Source organism: Streptomyces sp. NPDC031445, assembly GCF_055581365.1.
In genome coordinates, this window is record NZ_JBVIJO010000002.1 from 296,187 (window position 1) to 313,754 (window position 17,568).

The 17,568-nt window shown below is 72.9% G+C and carries 13 protein-coding genes; 7 read left to right on the forward strand and 6 right to left on the reverse strand.

Features of this window, described 5'->3' with window-relative positions:
- Positions 1–50 precede the first annotated feature (50 nt).
- Both ACZ5DC_RS07660 and ACZ5DC_RS07665 read left to right on the forward strand, forming a co-directional pair.
- The gene (locus tag ACZ5DC_RS07660; RefSeq protein WP_468650417.1) at positions 51–1,784 is read left to right on the forward strand and encodes an ABC transporter ATP-binding protein; all 1,734 of its coding nucleotides are present in this window, start codon (positions 51–53) and stop codon (positions 1,782–1,784) included.
- Complete coding sequence (locus ACZ5DC_RS07665) at positions 1,784–3,712, forward strand: ABC transporter ATP-binding protein (protein WP_468650419.1); 1,929 nt, start codon at positions 1,784–1,786, stop codon at positions 3,710–3,712. Before ACZ5DC_RS07660 ends, ACZ5DC_RS07665 begins: the two co-directional genes overlap by 1 nt.
- 35 nt (positions 3,713–3,747) lie before the next feature.
- Here ACZ5DC_RS07665 and ACZ5DC_RS07670 read toward each other — a convergent pair whose 3' ends face one another.
- The 5 genes from ACZ5DC_RS07670 to ACZ5DC_RS07690 form a co-directional block, all read right to left on the reverse strand.
- Positions 3,748–4,950, reverse strand: coding sequence for an RNA polymerase sigma factor (locus tag ACZ5DC_RS07670; RefSeq protein WP_468651266.1), 1,203 nt, complete (start codon positions 4,948–4,950; stop codon positions 3,748–3,750).
- Positions 4,951–5,076: 126 nt separating this feature from the next.
- Positions 5,077–6,981 (reverse strand): DNA primase, encoded by a 1,905-nt coding sequence (dnaG, locus tag ACZ5DC_RS07675; protein WP_468650421.1) that lies wholly within the window; start codon positions 6,979–6,981, stop codon positions 5,077–5,079.
- Between the two features lie 47 nt (positions 6,982–7,028).
- Positions 7,029–8,294, reverse strand: coding sequence for an NAD(P)/FAD-dependent oxidoreductase (locus ACZ5DC_RS07680; RefSeq protein WP_468650423.1), 1,266 nt, complete (start codon positions 8,292–8,294; stop codon positions 7,029–7,031).
- Between the two features lie 104 nt (positions 8,295–8,398).
- Positions 8,399–9,688 carry a deoxyguanosinetriphosphate triphosphohydrolase gene (locus ACZ5DC_RS07685; RefSeq protein WP_468650425.1) on the reverse strand — a complete coding sequence of 430 codons (1,290 nt, stop codon included), beginning with the start codon at positions 9,686–9,688 and terminating at the stop codon, positions 8,399–8,401.
- 69 nt (positions 9,689–9,757) lie between these two features.
- Positions 9,758–10,522: a sirohydrochlorin chelatase gene (locus ACZ5DC_RS07690; protein WP_468650427.1), complete on the reverse strand. Its 765-nt coding sequence runs from the start codon at positions 10,520–10,522 to the stop codon at positions 9,758–9,760.
- 152 nt (positions 10,523–10,674) lie between these two features.
- Here ACZ5DC_RS07690 and ACZ5DC_RS07695 point away from each other — a divergent pair, with 152 nt between their 5' ends.
- The 3 genes from ACZ5DC_RS07695 (at position 10,675) to ACZ5DC_RS07705 (ending at position 14,541) form a co-directional block, all read left to right on the forward strand.
- The gene (locus tag ACZ5DC_RS07695; protein ID WP_468650429.1) at positions 10,675–11,355 is read left to right on the forward strand and encodes a SanA/YdcF family protein; all 681 of its coding nucleotides are present in this window, start codon (positions 10,675–10,677) and stop codon (positions 11,353–11,355) included.
- A gap of 103 nt (positions 11,356–11,458) precedes the next feature.
- Positions 11,459–13,636, forward strand: coding sequence for a molybdopterin oxidoreductase family protein (locus ACZ5DC_RS07700; protein WP_468650431.1), 2,178 nt, complete (start codon positions 11,459–11,461; stop codon positions 13,634–13,636).
- A gap of 53 nt (positions 13,637–13,689) precedes the next feature.
- Entirely contained in the window at positions 13,690–14,541 is an 852-nt protein-coding gene (locus ACZ5DC_RS07705) for an arylamine N-acetyltransferase family protein (RefSeq protein ID WP_468650433.1), read from the forward strand.
- Position 14,542: 1 nt separating this feature from the next.
- Here ACZ5DC_RS07705 and ACZ5DC_RS07710 read toward each other — a convergent pair whose 3' ends face one another.
- The gene (locus ACZ5DC_RS07710; protein WP_468650435.1) at positions 14,543–14,971 is read right to left on the reverse strand and encodes a gamma-glutamylcyclotransferase family protein; all 429 of its coding nucleotides are present in this window, start codon (positions 14,969–14,971) and stop codon (positions 14,543–14,545) included.
- A 150-nt stretch (positions 14,972–15,121) separates the two neighbouring features.
- On the opposite strand from ACZ5DC_RS07710, the gene ACZ5DC_RS07715 reads away from it, so the two are divergent.
- Both ACZ5DC_RS07715 and ACZ5DC_RS07720 read left to right on the forward strand, forming a co-directional pair.
- Positions 15,122–16,771, forward strand: a complete 1,650-nt coding sequence (locus ACZ5DC_RS07715) for a M4 family metallopeptidase (RefSeq protein ID WP_468650437.1) — start codon at positions 15,122–15,124, stop codon at positions 16,769–16,771.
- A 234-nt stretch (positions 16,772–17,005) separates the two neighbouring features.
- Positions 17,006–17,515, forward strand: a complete 510-nt coding sequence (locus tag ACZ5DC_RS07720; protein ID WP_468650439.1) for a hypothetical protein — start codon at positions 17,006–17,008, stop codon at positions 17,513–17,515.
- Positions 17,516–17,568: the final 53 nt, after the last annotated feature.

The following is a 17,568-nucleotide window of genomic DNA, read 5'->3' on the forward strand; positions in this document are numbered from 1 at the left end:
GGGCCAAGGGCAACCGACCAGCCCCTGTCGCCGACTCCGAGAGACGTAGCGTGCTCATACGACTTCTGCGGACCTATCTCAGGCCCTACAAGAAACCCATCGCCCTGCTGGTGGCGCTGCAGTTCCTGCAGACCTGCGCCACCCTCTACCTGCCCACTCTGAACGCGGACATCATCGACAACGGTGTCGTGAAGGGTGACACCGGTTACATCCTGTCCTTCGGTGCCCTGATGATCGGCATCTCGCTGGTGCAGGTGGTGTGCAACATCGGTGCCGTGTACTACGGCGCCCGGACCGCCTCCGCGCTCGGCAAGGACGTGCGCGGTGCCGTCTTCGACCGGGTGCAGTCGTTCTCCGCGCGTGAGGTGGGTCACTTCGGGGCGCCCTCGCTCATCACCCGTACGACGAACGACGTGCAGCAGGTCCAGATGCTGGTCCTGCTGTCGTTCACCCTGATGGTGTCGGCGCCCATCATGTGCGTGGGCGGCATCGTGCTGGCCCTCGGTCTGGACGTGCCGCTGTCCGGGGTACTGGTCGCGGTGGTGCCGGTGCTCGGCATCTCGGTGACGCTCATCGTGCGCCGGCTGCGTCCGCTGTTCCGCGCGATGCAGGTCCGGCTGGACACGGTGAACCGGGTGCTGCGCGAGCAGATCACCGGCAACCGGGTGATCCGCGCCTTCGTCCGGGACGAGTACGAACAGGGCCGGTTCGGGGAGGCCAACGGCGAGCTGACCGACATGCAGCTGGCCACCGGCCGGCTGCTGGCCCTGATGTTCCCGATCGTCATGACGGTGGTGAACCTGTCGTCCATCGCGGTCGTGTGGTTCGGCGCCCACCGGATCGACAGCGGCGGGATGGCCATCGGTGACCTCACCGCGTTCCTCGCCTACCTGATGCAGATCGTGATGTCCGTGATGATGGCCACCTTCATGTTCATGATGGTGCCGCGCGCGGAGGTGTGCGCCGAGCGCATCCAGGACGTCCTGGGGACCGATTCGAGCGTCGTACCGCCGGCGGCCCCGGTCACCGAGCTGCGGGCGCACGGGCACCTGGAGATCCGGGGCGCGGGCTTCCGCTACCCGGGTGCCGAGGAGCCGGTGCTGAAGTCCATCGACCTGGTGGCCCGGCCGGGGCAGACGACCGCCGTGATCGGCTCCACCGGCAGCGGCAAGTCGACCCTGCTGGGTCTGGTGCCCCGGCTGTTCGACGCCACCGAGGGCGAGGTCCTGGTGGACGGCGTGGACGTCCGCGAGGTCGAGCAGCACCTGCTCGCCCGGACGGTGGGGCTCGTGCCGCAGAAGCCGTACCTGTTCGCGGGCACCGTCGCGACCAACCTGCGGTACGGCAACCCGGACGCCACCGACGAGGAGCTGTGGCACGCGCTGGAGGTGGCGCAGGCCGCTGACTTCGTGCGGAAGCTGGAGGGCGGTCTGGACGCGCCGATCGCGCAGGGGGGCACCAACGTCTCCGGTGGCCAGCGGCAGCGCCTCGCCATCGCCCGCACGCTGGTGCAGCGCCCGGAGATCTACCTCTTCGACGACTCCTTCTCCGCGCTGGACTACGCCACGGACGCGGCCCTGCGCGCCGCGCTCGCCCGGGAGACCGCCGAGGCGACCGTCGTGATCGTCGCCCAGCGGGTGGCGACCATCCGGGACGCGGACCTGATCATCGTGCTGGACGAGGGCCGGGTGGTCGGTTCCGGCCGGCACGCCGAGCTGATGGCATCCAATGAGACCTACCGGGAGATCGTGCTCTCCCAGCTGACGGAAGCGGAGGCCGCCTGATGGCCGGGCCCATGGGACGCATGATGGCCGGGGGCGGCCCCGACCAGCGCTCGATGGACTTCAAGGGGTCGGGCAAACGGCTCGTCGCCCAGTTCAGACCGGAACGCCTCACGATCTACGGCCTGCTGCTGTGCGTGGTCGTCAGCGTGAGCCTGAGCGTGATCGGCCCGAAGATCCTCGGCCGGGCCACCGACCTGGTGTTCGCGGGCATCGTGGGCCGGCGGTTCCCGGCCGGCGCCACCAAGGAGCAGGTCCTCGACTCCCTGCGCGAGCGTGGCCAGGGCCGCATCGCGGACGTGCTCAGGAGCACCGACTTCACGCCCGGCAAGGGCATCGACTTCGACGCCGTCGGGCACGTCCTGCTGCTCGCGCTCGGTGTGTTCCTGGTCGCCGGCCTGCTGATGGCGGTCGCGACGCGGCTGGTCAACCGGGCCGTGAACCGCACGATGTACCGGCTGCGCAGGGACGTGCAGGCGAAGCTGTCGCGGCTGCCGCTGTCGTACTTCGACAAGCGCCAGCGCGGTGAGGTGCTGTCCCGGGCGACCAACGACATCGACAACATCGGGCAGACGCTCCAGCAGTCGATGGGCCAGCTGATCAACTCGGTGCTGACCATCGTCGGCGTGCTCGTGGTGATGTTCTGGGTGTCCTGGCTGCTGGCGCTGGTGGCGCTGGTGACCGTGCCGCTGTCGTTCGTGGTCGCCACCCGGGTCGGCAAGCGGTCGCAGCCGCACTTCGTGCAGCAGTGGCGCTCCACCGGCCAACTGAACGCGCACATCGAGGAGATGTACACCGGGCACACCCTGGTGAAGGTGTTCGGGCGGCAGGAGGAGTCGGCCCGGCAGTTCGCCGAGCAGAACGAGGCGCTGTACCAGGCCGCGTTCAAGGCGCAGTTCCACAGCGGTGTGATGCAGCCGCTGATGATGTTCGTGTCGAACCTGAACTACGTGCTGGTGGCGGTCGTCGGCGGTCTGCGGGTCGCGTCCGGCGCCCTGTCCATCGGCGATGTGCAGGCCTTCATCCAGTACTCGCGGCAGTTCTCGATGCCGCTGACGCAGGTCGCGTCGATGGCGAACCTGGTGCAGTCCGGTGTCGCCTCGGCCGAGCGGGTCTTCGAACTCCTGGACGCGGAGGAGCAGGAGGCGGATCCGGTGCGCGGCGAGCGGCCCGAGGAGCTGCGCGGGCGGGTGCGCCTGGAGCACGTGTCGTTCCGGTACGACCCCGAGAAGCCGCTGATCGAGGACCTGTCGCTCACGGTGGAGCCGGGGCACACGGTGGCGATCGTCGGCCCGACCGGCGCGGGCAAGACCACGCTGGTCAACCTGCTGATGCGGTTCTACGACGTCTCCGGCGGCCGGATCACCCTGGACGGGGTCGACATCCGCGGCATGACCCGGGACGAGCTGCGGGCCGGGATCGGCATGGTGCTCCAGGACACCTGGCTGTTCGGCGGCACCATCGCGGAGAACATCGCCTACGGCGCCTCCCGCGAGGTCACGCGCGGGGAGATCGAGGAGGCGGCCCGGGCGGCCCACGCGGACCGCTTCATCCGCACCCTGCCCGACGGCTACGACACCGTGATCGACGACGAGGGCACGGGTGTCAGCGCCGGTGAGAAGCAGCTGATCACCATCGCGCGGGCGTTCCTGTCCAACCCGGTGATCCTGGTGCTGGACGAGGCGACGAGTTCCGTGGACACGCGGACGGAGGTGCTGATCCAGAAGGCGATGGCCAAGCTGGCGGCCGGCCGTACGTCGTTCGTGATCGCGCACCGGCTGTCGACCATCCGGGACGCGGACACCATCCTCGTGATGGAGAACGGGTCCATCGTCGAACAGGGCGCGCACGCGGAGCTGCTGGCGGCGGACGGCGCCTACGCCCGGCTGTACAAGGCGCAGTTCGCGCAGGCGGTGGCCGAGGTCGACTAGGCGCGCGGGGGGGCCGCTGCGCGGCGGCGGCCCCCTCAGTCCAGGTAGCCCCGCAGCTGGTCCGCGAACGCGTGGTCCCGGAGCTTGTTCAGCGTCTTGGACTCGATCTGCCGTATCCGTTCGCGGGTCACGCCGAAGATGCGGCCTATCTCCTCCAGGGTGCGCGGGCGGCCGTCGGCCAGGCCGTAGCGGAGCTGGACGACCTTCCGCTCGCGCTCCCCCAGCGTGGACAGCACCGCTTCCAGGTGCTCGCGCAGCAGCAGGAAGGCGGCGGACTCGACGGGGCTCGCCGCGTCGCCGTCCTCGATGAGGTCGCCGAGGGCGACGTCGTCCTCCTCGCCGACCGGGGCGTGCAGCGACACCGGCTCCTGGGCGAGCCGCAGCACCTCGCCGACCCGCTCGGGCGGCAGGTCCAGATGGGCGCCGACCTCCTCCGCCGTCGGCTCGTAGCCGCGCTCCTGGAGCATGCGCCGCTGGACCCGCACGACCCGGTTGATCAGCTCCACGACGTGGACCGGGACCCGGATGGTGCGGGCCTGGTCGGCGAGCGCGCGGGACATGGCCTGCCGGATCCACCAGGTGGCGTAGGTGGAGAACTTGTAGCCGCGCGCGTAGTCGAACTTCTCCACGGCCCGGATGAGCCCGAGGTTGCCCTCCTGGACGAGGTCGAGCATGGTCAGGCCGCGGCCGACGTACCTCTTGGCCACGGAGACGACGAGCCGCAGGTTCGCCTCGATGAGCCGGCGCTTGGCCATGCGGCCCATGACGACGAGTCGGTCCAGGTCCTGCGCGAGTTCGCTGTCCAGATCGGGGGTGGTGCCGAGCTTCTCCTCCGCGAACAGGCCGGCCTCCACCCGGCGGGCCAGTTCCACCTCCTCGGCGGCGGTGAGCAGCGGGATGCGGCCGATCTCGCGCAGGTACTGGCGGAACAGGTCGGCGGAGGGCCCGCCGGATTCGACCCGGGCGACGGCGGGGACCTCGACGGGCTCCCCGGGTTCGTCCGCGAGCGCCTCGGCGGGCGGCTCCGTCTCGGGGTGCAGGCCGGCACGGCTCTGCGGGGGCACGGCCGCGAGGACGTCCTCCTCCGCGTCCGGGTCGTCGTCCGCGGCGATGACGGTGGCGCTGGTGCTGCTGTCGGTCTGGGTGAGGGTCTGGGTCTGCACGGGGGCGACCTCCAGGATGATCGCTGCTGAAGGTGTGCGGCAGCGTGCGCTCCGAGGCTCGGGCACCGCCCCCAGTGTGGAGTACGACACAAGCCCGCCACGAGGGGCGTGCGGTGACTTTTTGCGTCCGGTCCGTCACCGGCCGGTTACTCGTCTCGCAGGACTATGCGGCTGGCAACCCCGCGGAGGGCCGGCCCCGCGTCACAGCGCCTCCGCGCCCCGTTCGCGCAGCGCCTGGTCGTACTGCTGGAGGATCCAGAGTTCGTTCTGTACGGCGGCCAGCTGGGCCGGGTCGCCGGCGGTGGACAGGCGGGTCATCTGGGACTGGATGTCGCGGATGCGGCGTTCCACGGCGCGGCGGCGGATCTGGACGAGGACCGTGCCGGCGTACGTCTCGTCCACCGTGCGCCGCAGGATCGGCTCGACGGCCAGCTCCGTGACCATCGCGCGCACGGTGTCGTCGGGCGCCGCCTCACGGACGCGGACCAGGTACTCCTGCGGGTCGGGCACGCCGTACTCGGCGCCGCCCGCCTCCGCGACGGCCTGGCGCACGGCGGCGTACGGCGGGGCGGTGAACTCGTCCACGCCGTAGGCGTCGAAGGCCGGGGAGACCAGTTCGGGGCGCTGGAGGGCGAGTTTGAGCAGTTCGCGTTCGGCGGCGAAGACCGGGTTGCGCAGGGTCAGGGCAGGCCCGGAGCCGGCCGGGCGGGGCGCCTGTGTCCACTGCTGGTCGGCCGGGCGGCGCCGGTCCTGCTGCTGGGGGCCCTTGCCGTCGCGCGCCCAGCGGGCCAGCTGGGCCACCCGGCGGACCACGAACTGGGTGTCGAGGATGCCGAGCATGCCGGCCAGTTCGACGGCGACCTCGTGCTGGGCGCCGCTGTTCTTGATCCGGGCGACGATCGGCGCGGCCTCGTCCAGCGCCGCGGCGCGGCCCGCCGGGGTGTCGAGGTCGTAGCGGCTCACGACCTGGCGGAGCGCGAACTCGAAGAGGGGCGTGCGCGGTTCGACGAGGTCCGCCACGGCCTCGTCGCCCTTGGCGAGGCGCAGATCGCAGGGGTCCATGCCGTCCGGAGCGACGGCGATGTACGTCTCGGCGGCGAACTTCTGGTCGTCCTCGAAGGCGCGCAGGGCGGCCTTCTGCCCGGCCGCGTCACCGTCGAAGGTGAAGATCACCCGGGCCGAGCCGTTGTCCATCAGCAGCCGGCGCAGGATCTTGATGTGGTCGCCGCCGAAGGCCGTGCCGCAGGTCGCGATGGCCGTGGTCACACCGGCGAGGTGGCAGGCCATGACGTCGGTGTAGCCCTCGACCACCACCGCGCGGCTGCTCTTCGCGATCTCCTTCTTCGCCAGGTCGATGCCGTACAGCACCTGGCTCTTGCGGTAGATCGGCGTGTCGGGGGTGTTGAGGTACTTCGGGCCGTTGTCGGCCTCGTACAGCTTGCGGGCGCCGAAGCCGACGACGTCGCCGCCGATGTCCCGGATCGGCCACATCAGCCGGCCCCGGAACCGGTCGATGGGTCCCCGGCGGCCCTCCTGGGCGAGGCCGGAGAGGACCAGCTCCTTGTCGGTGAAGCCCTTGCCGCGCAGGAAGCGGGTCAGGTGGTCCCAGCCCTGGGGGCTGTAGCCGACGCCGAAGTGGACGGCGGCGGCCTGGTCGAAGCCGCGCTCGGCGAGGAAGACCCGGCCGGTCTCGGCCTCGGGGCTGGTGGCGAGCTGCTCGGCGTACCACTGGGCGGCGATCTTGTGCGCCTCGACCAGGCGGATGCGCTCCCCGCGCTGGTGGGCCGGGTTGTACCCGCCCTCCTCGTACCGCAGCGTGATGCCGGCCTGCGCGGCCAGCCGCTCCACCGCCTCCGAGAAGGAGAGGTGGTCCACCTTCATCACGAAGGTGATGGTGTCGCCGCCCTCCTGGCAGCCGAAGCAGTGGAAGAGACCCTTGCTGGGGCTGACCTGGAAGGACGGCGACTTCTCGTCGTGGAACGGGCACAGGCCCTTGAGGTTGCCGCCGCCCGCGTTGCGCAGCTGGAGGTACTCGGAGACCACGGCGTCGATCGGGACCGCGTCCCGTACCGCCTTCACGTCCTCGTCGTTGATCCGTCCTGCCACGCGTGAATTCTACGGGGGCGCGGTGACAGTCCCGGCGCTCGCGGAGGTCACGGGGTGAGGCTGTCGAGGGGGACGTGCGGGTCGGAGAGCGCCTCGACGTTCACCTGGGCCCGGGAACGGATGAGCCTCTGGATGGGCTCTGTGACATCCCACACGTTCACGTTCATCCCGGCCAGCACGCGTCCCTCCTTCACCCAGAACGCGATGAACTCCCGCTTCCCCGCGTCGCCCCGGATCACCACCTCGTCGTACGACCCCGGCGGCGCCCAGCCGCTGTACTCCATGCCCAGGTCGTACTGGTCGGTGAAGAAGTACGGCACCCGGTCGTAGACCGCCTCCTCGCCCAGCATCGCGCGTGCCGCCGCCGGGCCGCCGTTCAGCGCGTTCGCCCAGTGCTCGACGCGCAGCCGGGTGCCGAACAGGGCGAGCGGGAAGGACGCCACGTCGCCGGCCGCGTGGATGTCGGGGTCGGACGTGCGCAGCCGTTCGTCGACGACGATGCCGCCGCCGTGCGCCCGGTCGGCGATCTCCAGGCCGGCCGCCTCCGCGAGGGCGACCCGGGGTGCCGCGCCGATCGCCGCGAGGACGGCGTGCGCCGGGTGCTCCTCGCCGTCGTCCGTGCGGGCCGCGAGGACCACGCCGTCCTGGCCGACGATCTCGGTGAGGCGCGCCCCGAAGCGGAAGCGGACGCCGTGCTCGCGGTGCAGCGCGGCGAAGACGTTGCCCAGCTCGGGGCCGAGCACGCCGTGCAGCGGGGTCGGCGCCGGTTCGATCACCGTGACCTCCGCGCCGTAGCCCCGGGCCGCCGCCGCGATCTCCAGGCCGATCCAGCCGGCGCCGGCGATCACCAGGTGCCCGTTGTCCCGGCCGAGGTGCTGCAGGACGCCCTTGAGGCGCTCGGCGTGCGCGAGGCGGCGCAGGTGGTGGACGCCCGCCAGGTCGGTGCCGGGGATGTCCAGGCGGCGCGGTTCGGCGCCGGTGACCAGCAGCAGCTTGTCGTAGCGGACGATCGTGCCGTCGTCACCGAAGCGGACCGTCTTCGCCGTACGGTCGATCCGGTCCACGGTCTGGCCGAGGTGCAGCTCGACGTCGTTGCGGGCGTACCAGGCGGGCTCGTGCACGAAGACGCTGTCCCGCTCCTCCTTGCCCAGCAGGTAGCCCTTGGACAGCGGCGGGCGCTCGTAGGGGTGGTCGCGTTCGTCGCAGATCAGTATCACCCGGCCGGTGAAGCCCTCCGCCCGGAGCGTCTCGGCCGCCTTGGCGCCGGCGAGACCGCCTCCCACGATGACGAACGTCTGATCCGCGTCGACCACTTGATGCCTCCTCGTAAGGGTGCCGCCACATGCGAGCGTCCCGCACGCGGCGTGCTGCGGGAAGAGGGTGTGACCCGATCAGGCCATGGCGGGTCATGTTCCCCTCACATATGCCCCGTAAGTCTCGCGTGCAGGGAGAGCGCCGAGGCGTCGGTCAGGGAGGCGATCTGGTCCACGATCACCCGCTTGCGCGCCTTGTCGTCGTCCGCCGCGTCGAACAGCGCCCGGAACTGGGGGTCCAGGCCCTCGGGCGCGCGGGCGGTCAGCGCCCCGGCCAGCTCCGCGACGATGACCCGCTGGTCGGCGCGGAGCCGCTCCTGTTCCGCGCGCTGCATCACGAACCGGTCGGCGACCGCCTTGAGCACCGCGCACTCCATGCGGGTCCCCCGGGGTACGACGAGTTCGGCGTCGTAGCGGGTGAGCGGCCCGGTGCCCCACGCGGCGCGGGTGGCGGCCTCGGCGGCCAGGCAGAACCGGCCGATGAGCTGACTGGTGGCGTCCTTCAGCCGGGCCTGGGCGACCGCCGTGCCGTCGTAGCCGTGCGGCCACCACTCCTCGTCCTGGAGGCGGTCGAGGGCGGCGGCGAGTTCGGCGGGGTCGGTGTCCGCGGGGACGTACCGGCCGAGGGCGGCCTCGAACACCGCCTGCCGTTCCGGCTCGGCGCGCAGGCAGCCGGGGTCGACGTGGCCGGCGTGCAGGCCGTCCTCGACGTCGTGGACCGAGTAGGCGACGTCGTCCGACCAGTCCATGACCTGTGCCTCGAAGCAGGTGCGGGTGCCGGGGGCGTGCCGTCTCACCCAGTCGAACACCGGGCGGTCGTCCTCGTACACGCCGAACTTCCGTGACGCCGGGTCGGTGGGGTGGGCGCCGCGCTGCCAGGGGTACTTGGTGGCCGCGTCCAGGGTGGCGCGGGTCAGGTTGAGGCCGACGGAGCCCTCGGGGGTGAACCGTTTGGGCTCGATGCGGGTGAGGAGCCTGAGGGACTGGGCGTTGCCCTCGAAGCCGCCGCAGTCGTCGGCGAACTCGTTCAGCGCGGTCTCGCCGTTGTGGCCGAAGGGCGGGTGACCGAGGTCGTGGGCGAGGCAGGCCGCCTCGACCAGGTCGGGGTCACAGCCGAGTGCGGCGCCCAGTTCCCGGCCGACCTGGGCGCATTCGAGGGAGTGGGTGAGGCGGGTGCGGGGGCTGGCGTCCCAGACCTGGCTCCTGGTGCCCGGGGTCACCACCTGCGTCTTGCCGGCGAGCCGCCGCAGGGCGGCGGAGTGCAGGATGCGGGCGCGGTCGCGTTGGAAGGCCGTGCGGCCCGGGCGTTTGTCGGGTTCGGGCGCCCAGCGCTCGACCGACGTGGGGTCGTATGCCGTGGGGTCGTATGCCGTGGGGAGTGCGGTGCCTTCCATGGGTCGACAGTAAGCCCCGTCGGGCGCCGGGTCGGCTTCCGCCGGCGGGCGCGGGTGCGGTGTGGCCTGTCAGGCGGCTGCCGTGGACGTTTCCGTCAGGCTCTGGTCGTAGCGGTGCAGGACCAGACGCGCCATCGCCTCGTGGGCTCCCAGGGGGGCCGACGCGATCCAGGGGGCCTGGGCCGCGCACCGGGTGGCGAAGCGGCCCGGGGCCATGAAGGACGACGCCACCGCCACCTGGCGCCGGCCGCGTGCCGCCAGTGCGCGCAGAGCCGCGGGAACCGTCGGCGTCGCCGCCGAGGCGTACGCGGGGAGCACCGGGACGCCCAGGCGGGCGGAGAGGAGCCGGGCCGTGTGCCGGGTGTCCGCGGCCGAGTCGGGGTCGCGGGAGCCGGCCGCGGCGAGGACGACCGCGGCCTCGCGGCGGGTGGTGCCGTCCGGGGCCGCGGGCCAGCCGGCCTGGAGGAGGCGGGCGTGCAGGGCCTCGGCGAGGAGCGGGTGGGGGCCGAGCGGGGCGGCCACGCGTGCGCGTACCGGTGCGGCCGCCGCCGTCTCGGGGATGTCCCGCTTCACGTGGTAGCCCCTGCCGAGGAGGAGCGGGACGAGGACGGCCGGGGTGTCACCGAGGGCGGCGAGGGTGCCGGGGAGCAGGGGCTCGTTCAGCTCGATGTGGCCCAGGTGGACGGGGAGGCCGGGGCGCAGCGCGCGGACCCGGTCCAGCAGGGCCCGCACGGTGGTGAGCGCCCGGGGGTCCCGGCTGCCGTGGGCGACCAGCACGAGGGCCGGCGGGGCGAGGAGCCGGCTGCCGGTGCGCAGGGGGGTGGACGCCGTCATGGAATCGATCCTGACCGGGAGACGTTGCGTGCCCGTTGCACGGCCGTCACCGGTGTTTTCCTCGGGTTCACGGCGTACGGATGCGCGGTGTGAGGCGAACCGGGACGGCGCCTGCGGCGTCCTCCTGGTCGGGAGCGAGCACAGGGGGCCGTATGAGGATGCGCCGACCGCGGTGGCCGCGCACGCGGACCGGGCAGCGGCGGCTGGTGCGGGCCGTGATGGCCGGGTGCGTGCTGGCGCTGCTCCCGTCGGCCTGGCTGTACGTGTCGACGGCGGACCGGCTGCGGACGACGGCGGACGTGCCGCGCACCGAGGTCGCGGTGGTGTTCGGGGCGGGGCTGTGGAAGCAGGGGCAGCCCTCGCCGTACCTCGCGCACCGGCTGGACGCGGCGGCCGCGCTGTACCGGGCCGGGCGGATCGAGGTGGTGCTGGTCACCGGGGACAACAGCCGGAAGGACTACGACGAGCCCGACGCCATGCGCGCCTACCTCACCAAGCACGGGGTGCCCGACGCGCGGATCGTCAGCGACTACGCCGGGTTCGACACCTGGGACTCCTGCGTCCGGGCCAAGAAGATCTTCGGGGTGGACCGGGCGGTGCTGATCAGCCAGGGCTTCCACATCCGGCGGGCGGTGGCCCTGTGCGAGGCGGCGGGGGTCGCCTCGTACGGGGTCGGGGTCGACGCCGAGCACGACGCGACCTGGTACTACGGCGGGACGCGGGAGGTGTTCGCGGCGGGCAAGGCGGTGCTGGACGCCGTCTTCCAGCCGGACCCGACGTTCCTCGGGCCGAGGGAGCCGGGGGTGGCGCGGGCGCTGGCCGCCGGCCGGTGACCGCGGCCTCACGGCCCGCCGACCGGCGCGGGGAGGCCGCCGTGCCGGGCGTGTAACCGGGGGCGGCCCGGGGCCGTAACACAGGCGACGCACGCTGGGCGGCATGGAGAACACCTCGACGCCCACCCACTGCCCGTACTGCGCCCTGCAGTGCGGGATGAACATCACGCCCCTGCCCCGGGGAGGCGTCGAGGTCACCGGGCGCGCCGGCTTCCCGGTGAACCGGGGCGCGCTGTGCGGCAAGGGCCGTACGGCGGCCGAGGTGCTGTCGCCCGCGGTACGGCTGACCGCGCCGCTGGTGCGCGACGGCGGCCGGCTGGTGGAGGCGGGCTGGCCCGAGGCGCTGGACCGGATCGCCGAGCGGCTCGGGGCGACGCGCGACCGGTACGGCGCCGACGCGCTGGGGGTGTTCGGCGGGGGCGGGCTCACCAACGAGAAGGCGTACGCGCTCGGCAAGTTCGCCCGGGTGGTGCTGGGCACCTCGCAGATCGACTACAACGGCCGGTTCTGCATGTCGTCGGCGGCGGCGGCCGGTACGAAGGCGTTCGGCCTGGACCGGGGGCTGCCGTTCCCGCTGGAGGACGTCCCGAGGACCGGGTGCGTGATCCTCGTCGGGTCCAACCTCGCCGAGACCATGCCGCCGGCGCTGCGGTTCTTCACGGAGCTGCGGGAGAACGGCGGCACGCTGATCGTCGTCGACCCGCGCCGGACGCGGACCGCCGAGCAGGCGGACCTGCACCTCGCGCCCCGGCCCGGGACCGATCTCGCCCTCGCGCTGGGGCTGCTGCACCTGGTGGTGGCCGAGGGGCGCACGGACGAGGAGTACGTCCGGGCGCGGACCACCGGGTGGGAGGAGGCCCGGGCCGCGGCGATGGCGCACTGGCCGGAGTACGTGGAGCGGATCACCGGGGTGCCGGTGCCGCGACTGCGTGAGGCGGTGCGGATGTTCTGCGAGCCGGAGGCGGCGATGGTGCTCACCGCGCGCGGGCCGGAGCAGCAGTCCAAGGGCACGGACACGGTGGGCGCCTGGATCAACCTGTGCCTGGCGACCGGCCGCGCGGGCCGCCCCTTCTCCGGGTACGGCTGTCTGACCGGGCAGGGCAACGGGCAGGGCGGACGCGAACACGGGCAGAAGGCCGACCAGTTGCCCGGTTACCGCAAGCTGGACGACCCGGCGGCGCGGCGGCACGTGGCCGGGGTGTGGGGCGTGGACCCGGACAGCCTGCCGGGTCCCGGGCGCAGCGCGTACGAACTCCTCGACGCGCTCGGCACGGACGTCCGGGCGCTGCTGCTGATGGGGTCCAACCCGGTGGTGTCGGCCCCGCGCGCGGCCCACGTCGAGCGGCGCCTGCGCTCGCTGGACTTCCTGGCGGTGGCCGACGTCGTCCTGTCGGAGACGGCGGAGCTGGCGGACGTGGTGCTGCCGGTGACCCAGTGGGCGGAGGAGACGGGCACGACGACCAGCCTGGAGGGCCGTGTGCTGCTGCGCCGCCAGGCCGTCGCTCCCCCGCCCGGCGTCCGCAGCGACCTGTACGTCCTGCGTGAACTGGCCGACCGGCTCGGGGTGGAGAAGGGATTCCCGGCCGACCCGGAGGAGGTCTTCGAGGAACTCCGCCGTGCGAGCGCCGGCGGCCCGGCGGACTACTCCGGCATCACCTACCGCCGCCTGGCCGAGGAGAACGGCGTCTTCTGGCCGTGCCCGGAGGTTCCGGGTGCGACGGGGGGTACGGGGGTGGCGGACGGCGAGGACGCGGTCCCGGACCCGCTGCCGGACGACCCGGCGGCGGACCCCGGTCCGGCCGTCGTGCACCCCGGCACCCCGCGCCTGTTCCTCGACCGTTTCGCCACTCCGGACGGCCGGGCCCGGTTCGTGCCCGTGGTGCACCGGGCCACGGCCGAGGAGCCGGACGCCGAGTACCCGCTGCTGCTGACCACCGGGCGGGTGGTCTCGCAGTACCAGTCGGGGGCGCAGACCCGGCGCGTGGCGGAGCTGAACGCGGCGGCGCCCGGCCCGTTCGTGGAGCTGCACCCGCGGCTCGCGGCCCGGCTGGGGGCGGCCGACGGCGACCGGGTGGCGGTGGTGTCCCGGCGCGGCCGGGCCGTCGCGCCCGCGCGGATCACCGGTGCCATCCGTCCGGACACGGTCTTCATGCCCTTCCACTGGCCGGGCGAGGGCCGCGCCAACACGCTCACCAACCCGGCCCTGGACCCGACGTCCCGGATGCCGGAGTTCAAGTCGTGCGCGGTGCGGGTGGAGGTTCTGGGTCCGGCGGACCAGTGAGGCCCGGTCCGCCGGCCGAGGCGCGCGGGGTGGCGTTCGCATAGGTTCGGGGTATGTCCGACACCGACCTGAGCGAGCCGTACGACCTCGACGCCTATCTCGACCGCATCGGCTGGAAGGGCGAGCGGCGGGCCTGCCTGGCCACCCTGCGCGGGGTGCACCTGGCGCACGCGCTGTCGCTGCCCTTCGAGAACCTGGACCCGGTGCGGGGCAGGGCTCCCTCCCTCGCGCCCGCCGACCTGATGGCCAAGATGGTCCGCGGCCGGCGCGGCGGCTACTGCTACGAGCACGGCATCCTGCTCCGGCTGGCGCTGGAGGCGCTCGGTTTCCGGGTGGTCCAGCTGGCCGCCCGGGTCGTGGTGGGCGCGCGGACACCGGAGAGCCGGCCCCGGACGCACGCGATGCTCCGGGTCGAGGTGCCCGGCGAGCCGCTGCCCTACCTCGCGGACGTCGGTTTCGGTGCGCCCGGCGCGCTGCTGCTGCCGGTGCCGCTGGTGACCGGCACCGAGTTCGAGGGCGCCGGCCGCCGGCACCGGCTGGTGCGGCTGCCGCACGACGGGCCGCTGGAGCTGTGGGAGTTGCAGGCCCACGACCCCCGCGGCGGCCCGGGAGAAGGAGCGTGGGCCGGTCAGTACGCGTTCACCCAGGAGCCGTTCGCCGCGTCCGACCTGGAGGTGTTCAACTGGTTCGTCGGCACCCACCCCCGGTCCCCGTTCACCCGCCGTCCCTACCTCCAGCGGACCACCGCGGACCGCCATCTCGCGCTGGACGGCGCCCGGTTCACCGAGACGCGCGCCGACGGCACGGTGAGCGGGCGCACGCTGGCCGGGGAGGCGGAGGCGCGGCGCCTGGTGGAGGAGGAGTTCGGCATCGAGGTGCCCGAGGGGGTCACCCTGCTGTCCTGACTCAGCGGCGGGAGAGCCAGTCGCCGTCCGTGATGCGGGTGCCGGTGGCGCGCAGCCGGGCGGCGACGCGCGGGGCGGCCAGGTAGACCCAGGCCCGGACGGTGCCGCCGGCGGTGCGCACGACGTCCCGGGCGAGGCGTTCGTAGAGGTTGCGGGGGCCGTCCGGCTCGTACTCCTCCAGCCGGTCCAGGGCGGCCAGCAGGTCCGCGTACGCCTCGGGCCGGGCGGTCACCAGTTCCCCGCGCACGGTGCCGCCGGGCTCCTCGACGGCGTAGGGGTAGCCGGGGCCGTCGTACAGCACGGCGCCGGTGAGGCGGGCGGGTTCCTCGGCGAGGGTGCGGCCGCGCAGGTAGAGGTCGTGGTTGGCCTCGCCGGGGCGGAGGGTGCCGTAGACGAAGAAGGGCAAGGGTCGGGGGTCCTCGGCGGTCACGCGAACGATTCTGGACCCTCGCCGGCTCCCCACACATCTCCCCGAAGTTCCATGAACGCGCTATGGACATGACATGTCATGCCCTCTTAAATCTCGGTGACACGTCAGCGCCACCCCCACTCCCAGCCTGGCGCCTCCCCGAGGAGACAGATGAGCCGGATACGGCAGCACGTCCGAGGAAACCGCCGCACAGCCACCGCCGGTGTCGCCCTGACCACCGCGACCCTGCTGGCCGTCGCCCTCTCCCCCGCCGCCCACGCCGATGCCAGACCGACCCGGGCCACCGCGGTCCAGAACGCGGCCTCGGCCCTCCTGGCCCACGCGACGGCCCTGGGCCTCACCGCGCCCCAGGACACCAGCGTCCGGGACGTGGTCGTGGACAAGGACGGCACCCAGCACGTCCGCTACGACCGCACCTACCGTCAGCTCCCCGTCCTGGGCGGCGACTTCGTCGTCCACCTCGCCCCCGACGGCGCCTACCGCGGCGCCGACCGCGCCACCCGGCAGGCGATCTCCGTGCCCTCCGTCACCCCACGGGTCTCCGGCCCCAAGGCCGCCGGCCTCGCGGTGAGCGCCCTGCGCGCGGCCCACCACGGCACGACGCTGAAGCAGGCCAAGGCCAAGCCGGTGCTGGTGGTCGACGCCCTGCACGGCAGCCCGAAGCTGGCCTGGCGCACCGACGCGGCCGGCCTGGACTCGCTCGGCAACCCCGTCGCCCGCACCGTGCTGACCGACGCGCGCACCGGCGCGCAGATCGACGCCTGGGACAGCATCGAGACGGCCACCGGCGACGGCAACGGCCTCTACAGCGGCACGGTCGCGCTGGAGACCACCCAGTCGGGGACCTCGTACCAGCTCAAGGACCCGACGCGGGGCAACACCTACACCGGTGACGCCGAGAACAAGACCGATCTGTGCGTCTTCGGCATCTGCTTCAGCCGGGCCCCCGCGACCCTGTTCACGGACGCCGACAACCACTGGGGCTCGGGCACCACCGCGGACCGCGCCTCGGCCGCCGTCGACGCCCAGTACGGCACGAACGAGACCTGGGACTACTACAAGAACGTCCACGGCCGCAACGGCATCGCCGGCGACGGCAAGGGCTCGTACAACCGCGTCCACTACGGCAGCAACTACAACAACGCCTTCTGGGACGACAGTTGCTTCTGCATGACCTACGGCGACGGTGACGGCACCACCTTCGGGCCGCTGGTCGCCCTGGACGTCGCCGGGCACGAGATGACCCACGGCGTGACGTCCAAGACCGCCGCGCTGACCTACTCGGGCGAGTCCGGCGGGCTGAACGAGGCCACCTCCGACATCCTCGGCACGATGGTGGAGTGGTACGCGAACAACTCCTCCGACACCGGTGACTACCTCATCGGCGAGAAGATCGTGAAGCCCGGCTTCGGCAAGGCGGCCCTGCGCTTCATGGACAAGCCGTCCAAGGACGGCAGTTCGGCCGACTACTGGAGCTCGTCGGTCGGGAACCTGGACGTCCACTACTCCTCGGGCGTCGCCAACCACTTCGCCTACCTGCTCGCCGAGGGCAGCGGAGCCAAGACCGTCAACGGCGTCAGCTACGACTCGCCGACGTACAACGGCTCCACGGTCACCGGCATCGGCCGGGACAAGGTCGGCAAGATCTGGTACCGGGCGCTGACGGTCTACATGACCTCCTCGACCAACTACGCGGGCGCGCGCACGGCCACCCTCAACGCGGCCAAGGACCTCTACGGCGCGGGCAGCACCGAGTACAACGCGGTGGCCGCCGCCTGGAGCGCGGTCAACGTGAACTGAACCGGCGCGGCCCCCCGGCGGGTGGGGGCCAATCGTGTGCTCTTCGCACCCGGCCCCTCACACGGCCCTGACCTGCCGGAACACACTCCGGCTAGGCCGTGTGGGGGGCCTTTCGCGCCACCCGTTCACCGCATTCCCGGCGCCGCCTCGGGAAGCGGATCCCCGCGACTGCGACTTACCTCGGTAGGGCAGGGGCCCACCCCTGGACGAGTCGGACAAGCCCTGGGGAGCACCATGCGACGCACTGCCCGTCTGCTGGCCGGTACCGCGCTCGCCGTGACCGCCGCGGCACCCGCCCACGCGGCCGGGACCGGCCGTCTCGACCTGTACCCGGCGACCGTGGCGCCCGGTGACCAGGTCACGGTGAACACGGCCGCGTGCGGGGACACCGGACCCGCGACCGGCGACGCGGGCGCGGTCGGCGCCGGCACGTTCATGCTGGCGCCCACCACGCACGAGGGCGAGGCGATCGGGCAGTTCCGGGTGCCGTCCAGCGCGCAGCCGGGGACGTACGAGATCGTCGCCCGGTGCGCCGTGGGCGACCGGCAGGTGGCGGGCGACCTGGTGGTGGCCCTGAGCGCGGTGCACCAGGAGGTGCTGCCGCGAGGAAGCGTCAAGACGGGGGTCGGCGGCGGACTCGGCCCCGACCCCGTGCAGACCGCGGCGGGCGTGGCGGCACTGGCCGTCGCCGCCGCGGGCGGTACCTGGCTCCTGCATCGCCGGGCGAGAGGCGACGGGATCTGACGGACACCCTCCGCTGTCCGTCCGCCGGTACCGCACATCCCGCCCCCTCCGGG

Coding starts and splice junctions, on each gene's coding strand:
- ACZ5DC_RS07720 (WP_468650439.1), top strand. CDS start 17,006: ATGCGACGCACTGCCCGTCTGCTGGCCGGTACCGCGCTCGCCGTGACC.
- ACZ5DC_RS07690 (WP_468650427.1), bottom strand. CDS start 10,522: ATGACGGCGTCCACCCCCCTGCGCACCGGCAGCCGGCTCCTCGCCCCG.
- ACZ5DC_RS07705 (WP_468650433.1), top strand. CDS start 13,690: ATGTCCGACACCGACCTGAGCGAGCCGTACGACCTCGACGCCTATCTC.
- ACZ5DC_RS07695 (WP_468650429.1), top strand. CDS start 10,675: ATGAGGATGCGCCGACCGCGGTGGCCGCGCACGCGGACCGGGCAGCGG.
- ACZ5DC_RS07715 (WP_468650437.1), top strand. CDS start 15,122: ATGAGCCGGATACGGCAGCACGTCCGAGGAAACCGCCGCACAGCCACC.
- ACZ5DC_RS07700 (WP_468650431.1), top strand. CDS start 11,459: ATGGAGAACACCTCGACGCCCACCCACTGCCCGTACTGCGCCCTGCAG.
- ACZ5DC_RS07685 (WP_468650425.1), bottom strand. CDS start 9,688: ATGGAAGGCACCGCACTCCCCACGGCATACGACCCCACGGCATACGAC.
- ACZ5DC_RS07665 (WP_468650419.1), top strand. CDS start 1,784: ATGGCCGGGCCCATGGGACGCATGATGGCCGGGGGCGGCCCCGACCAG.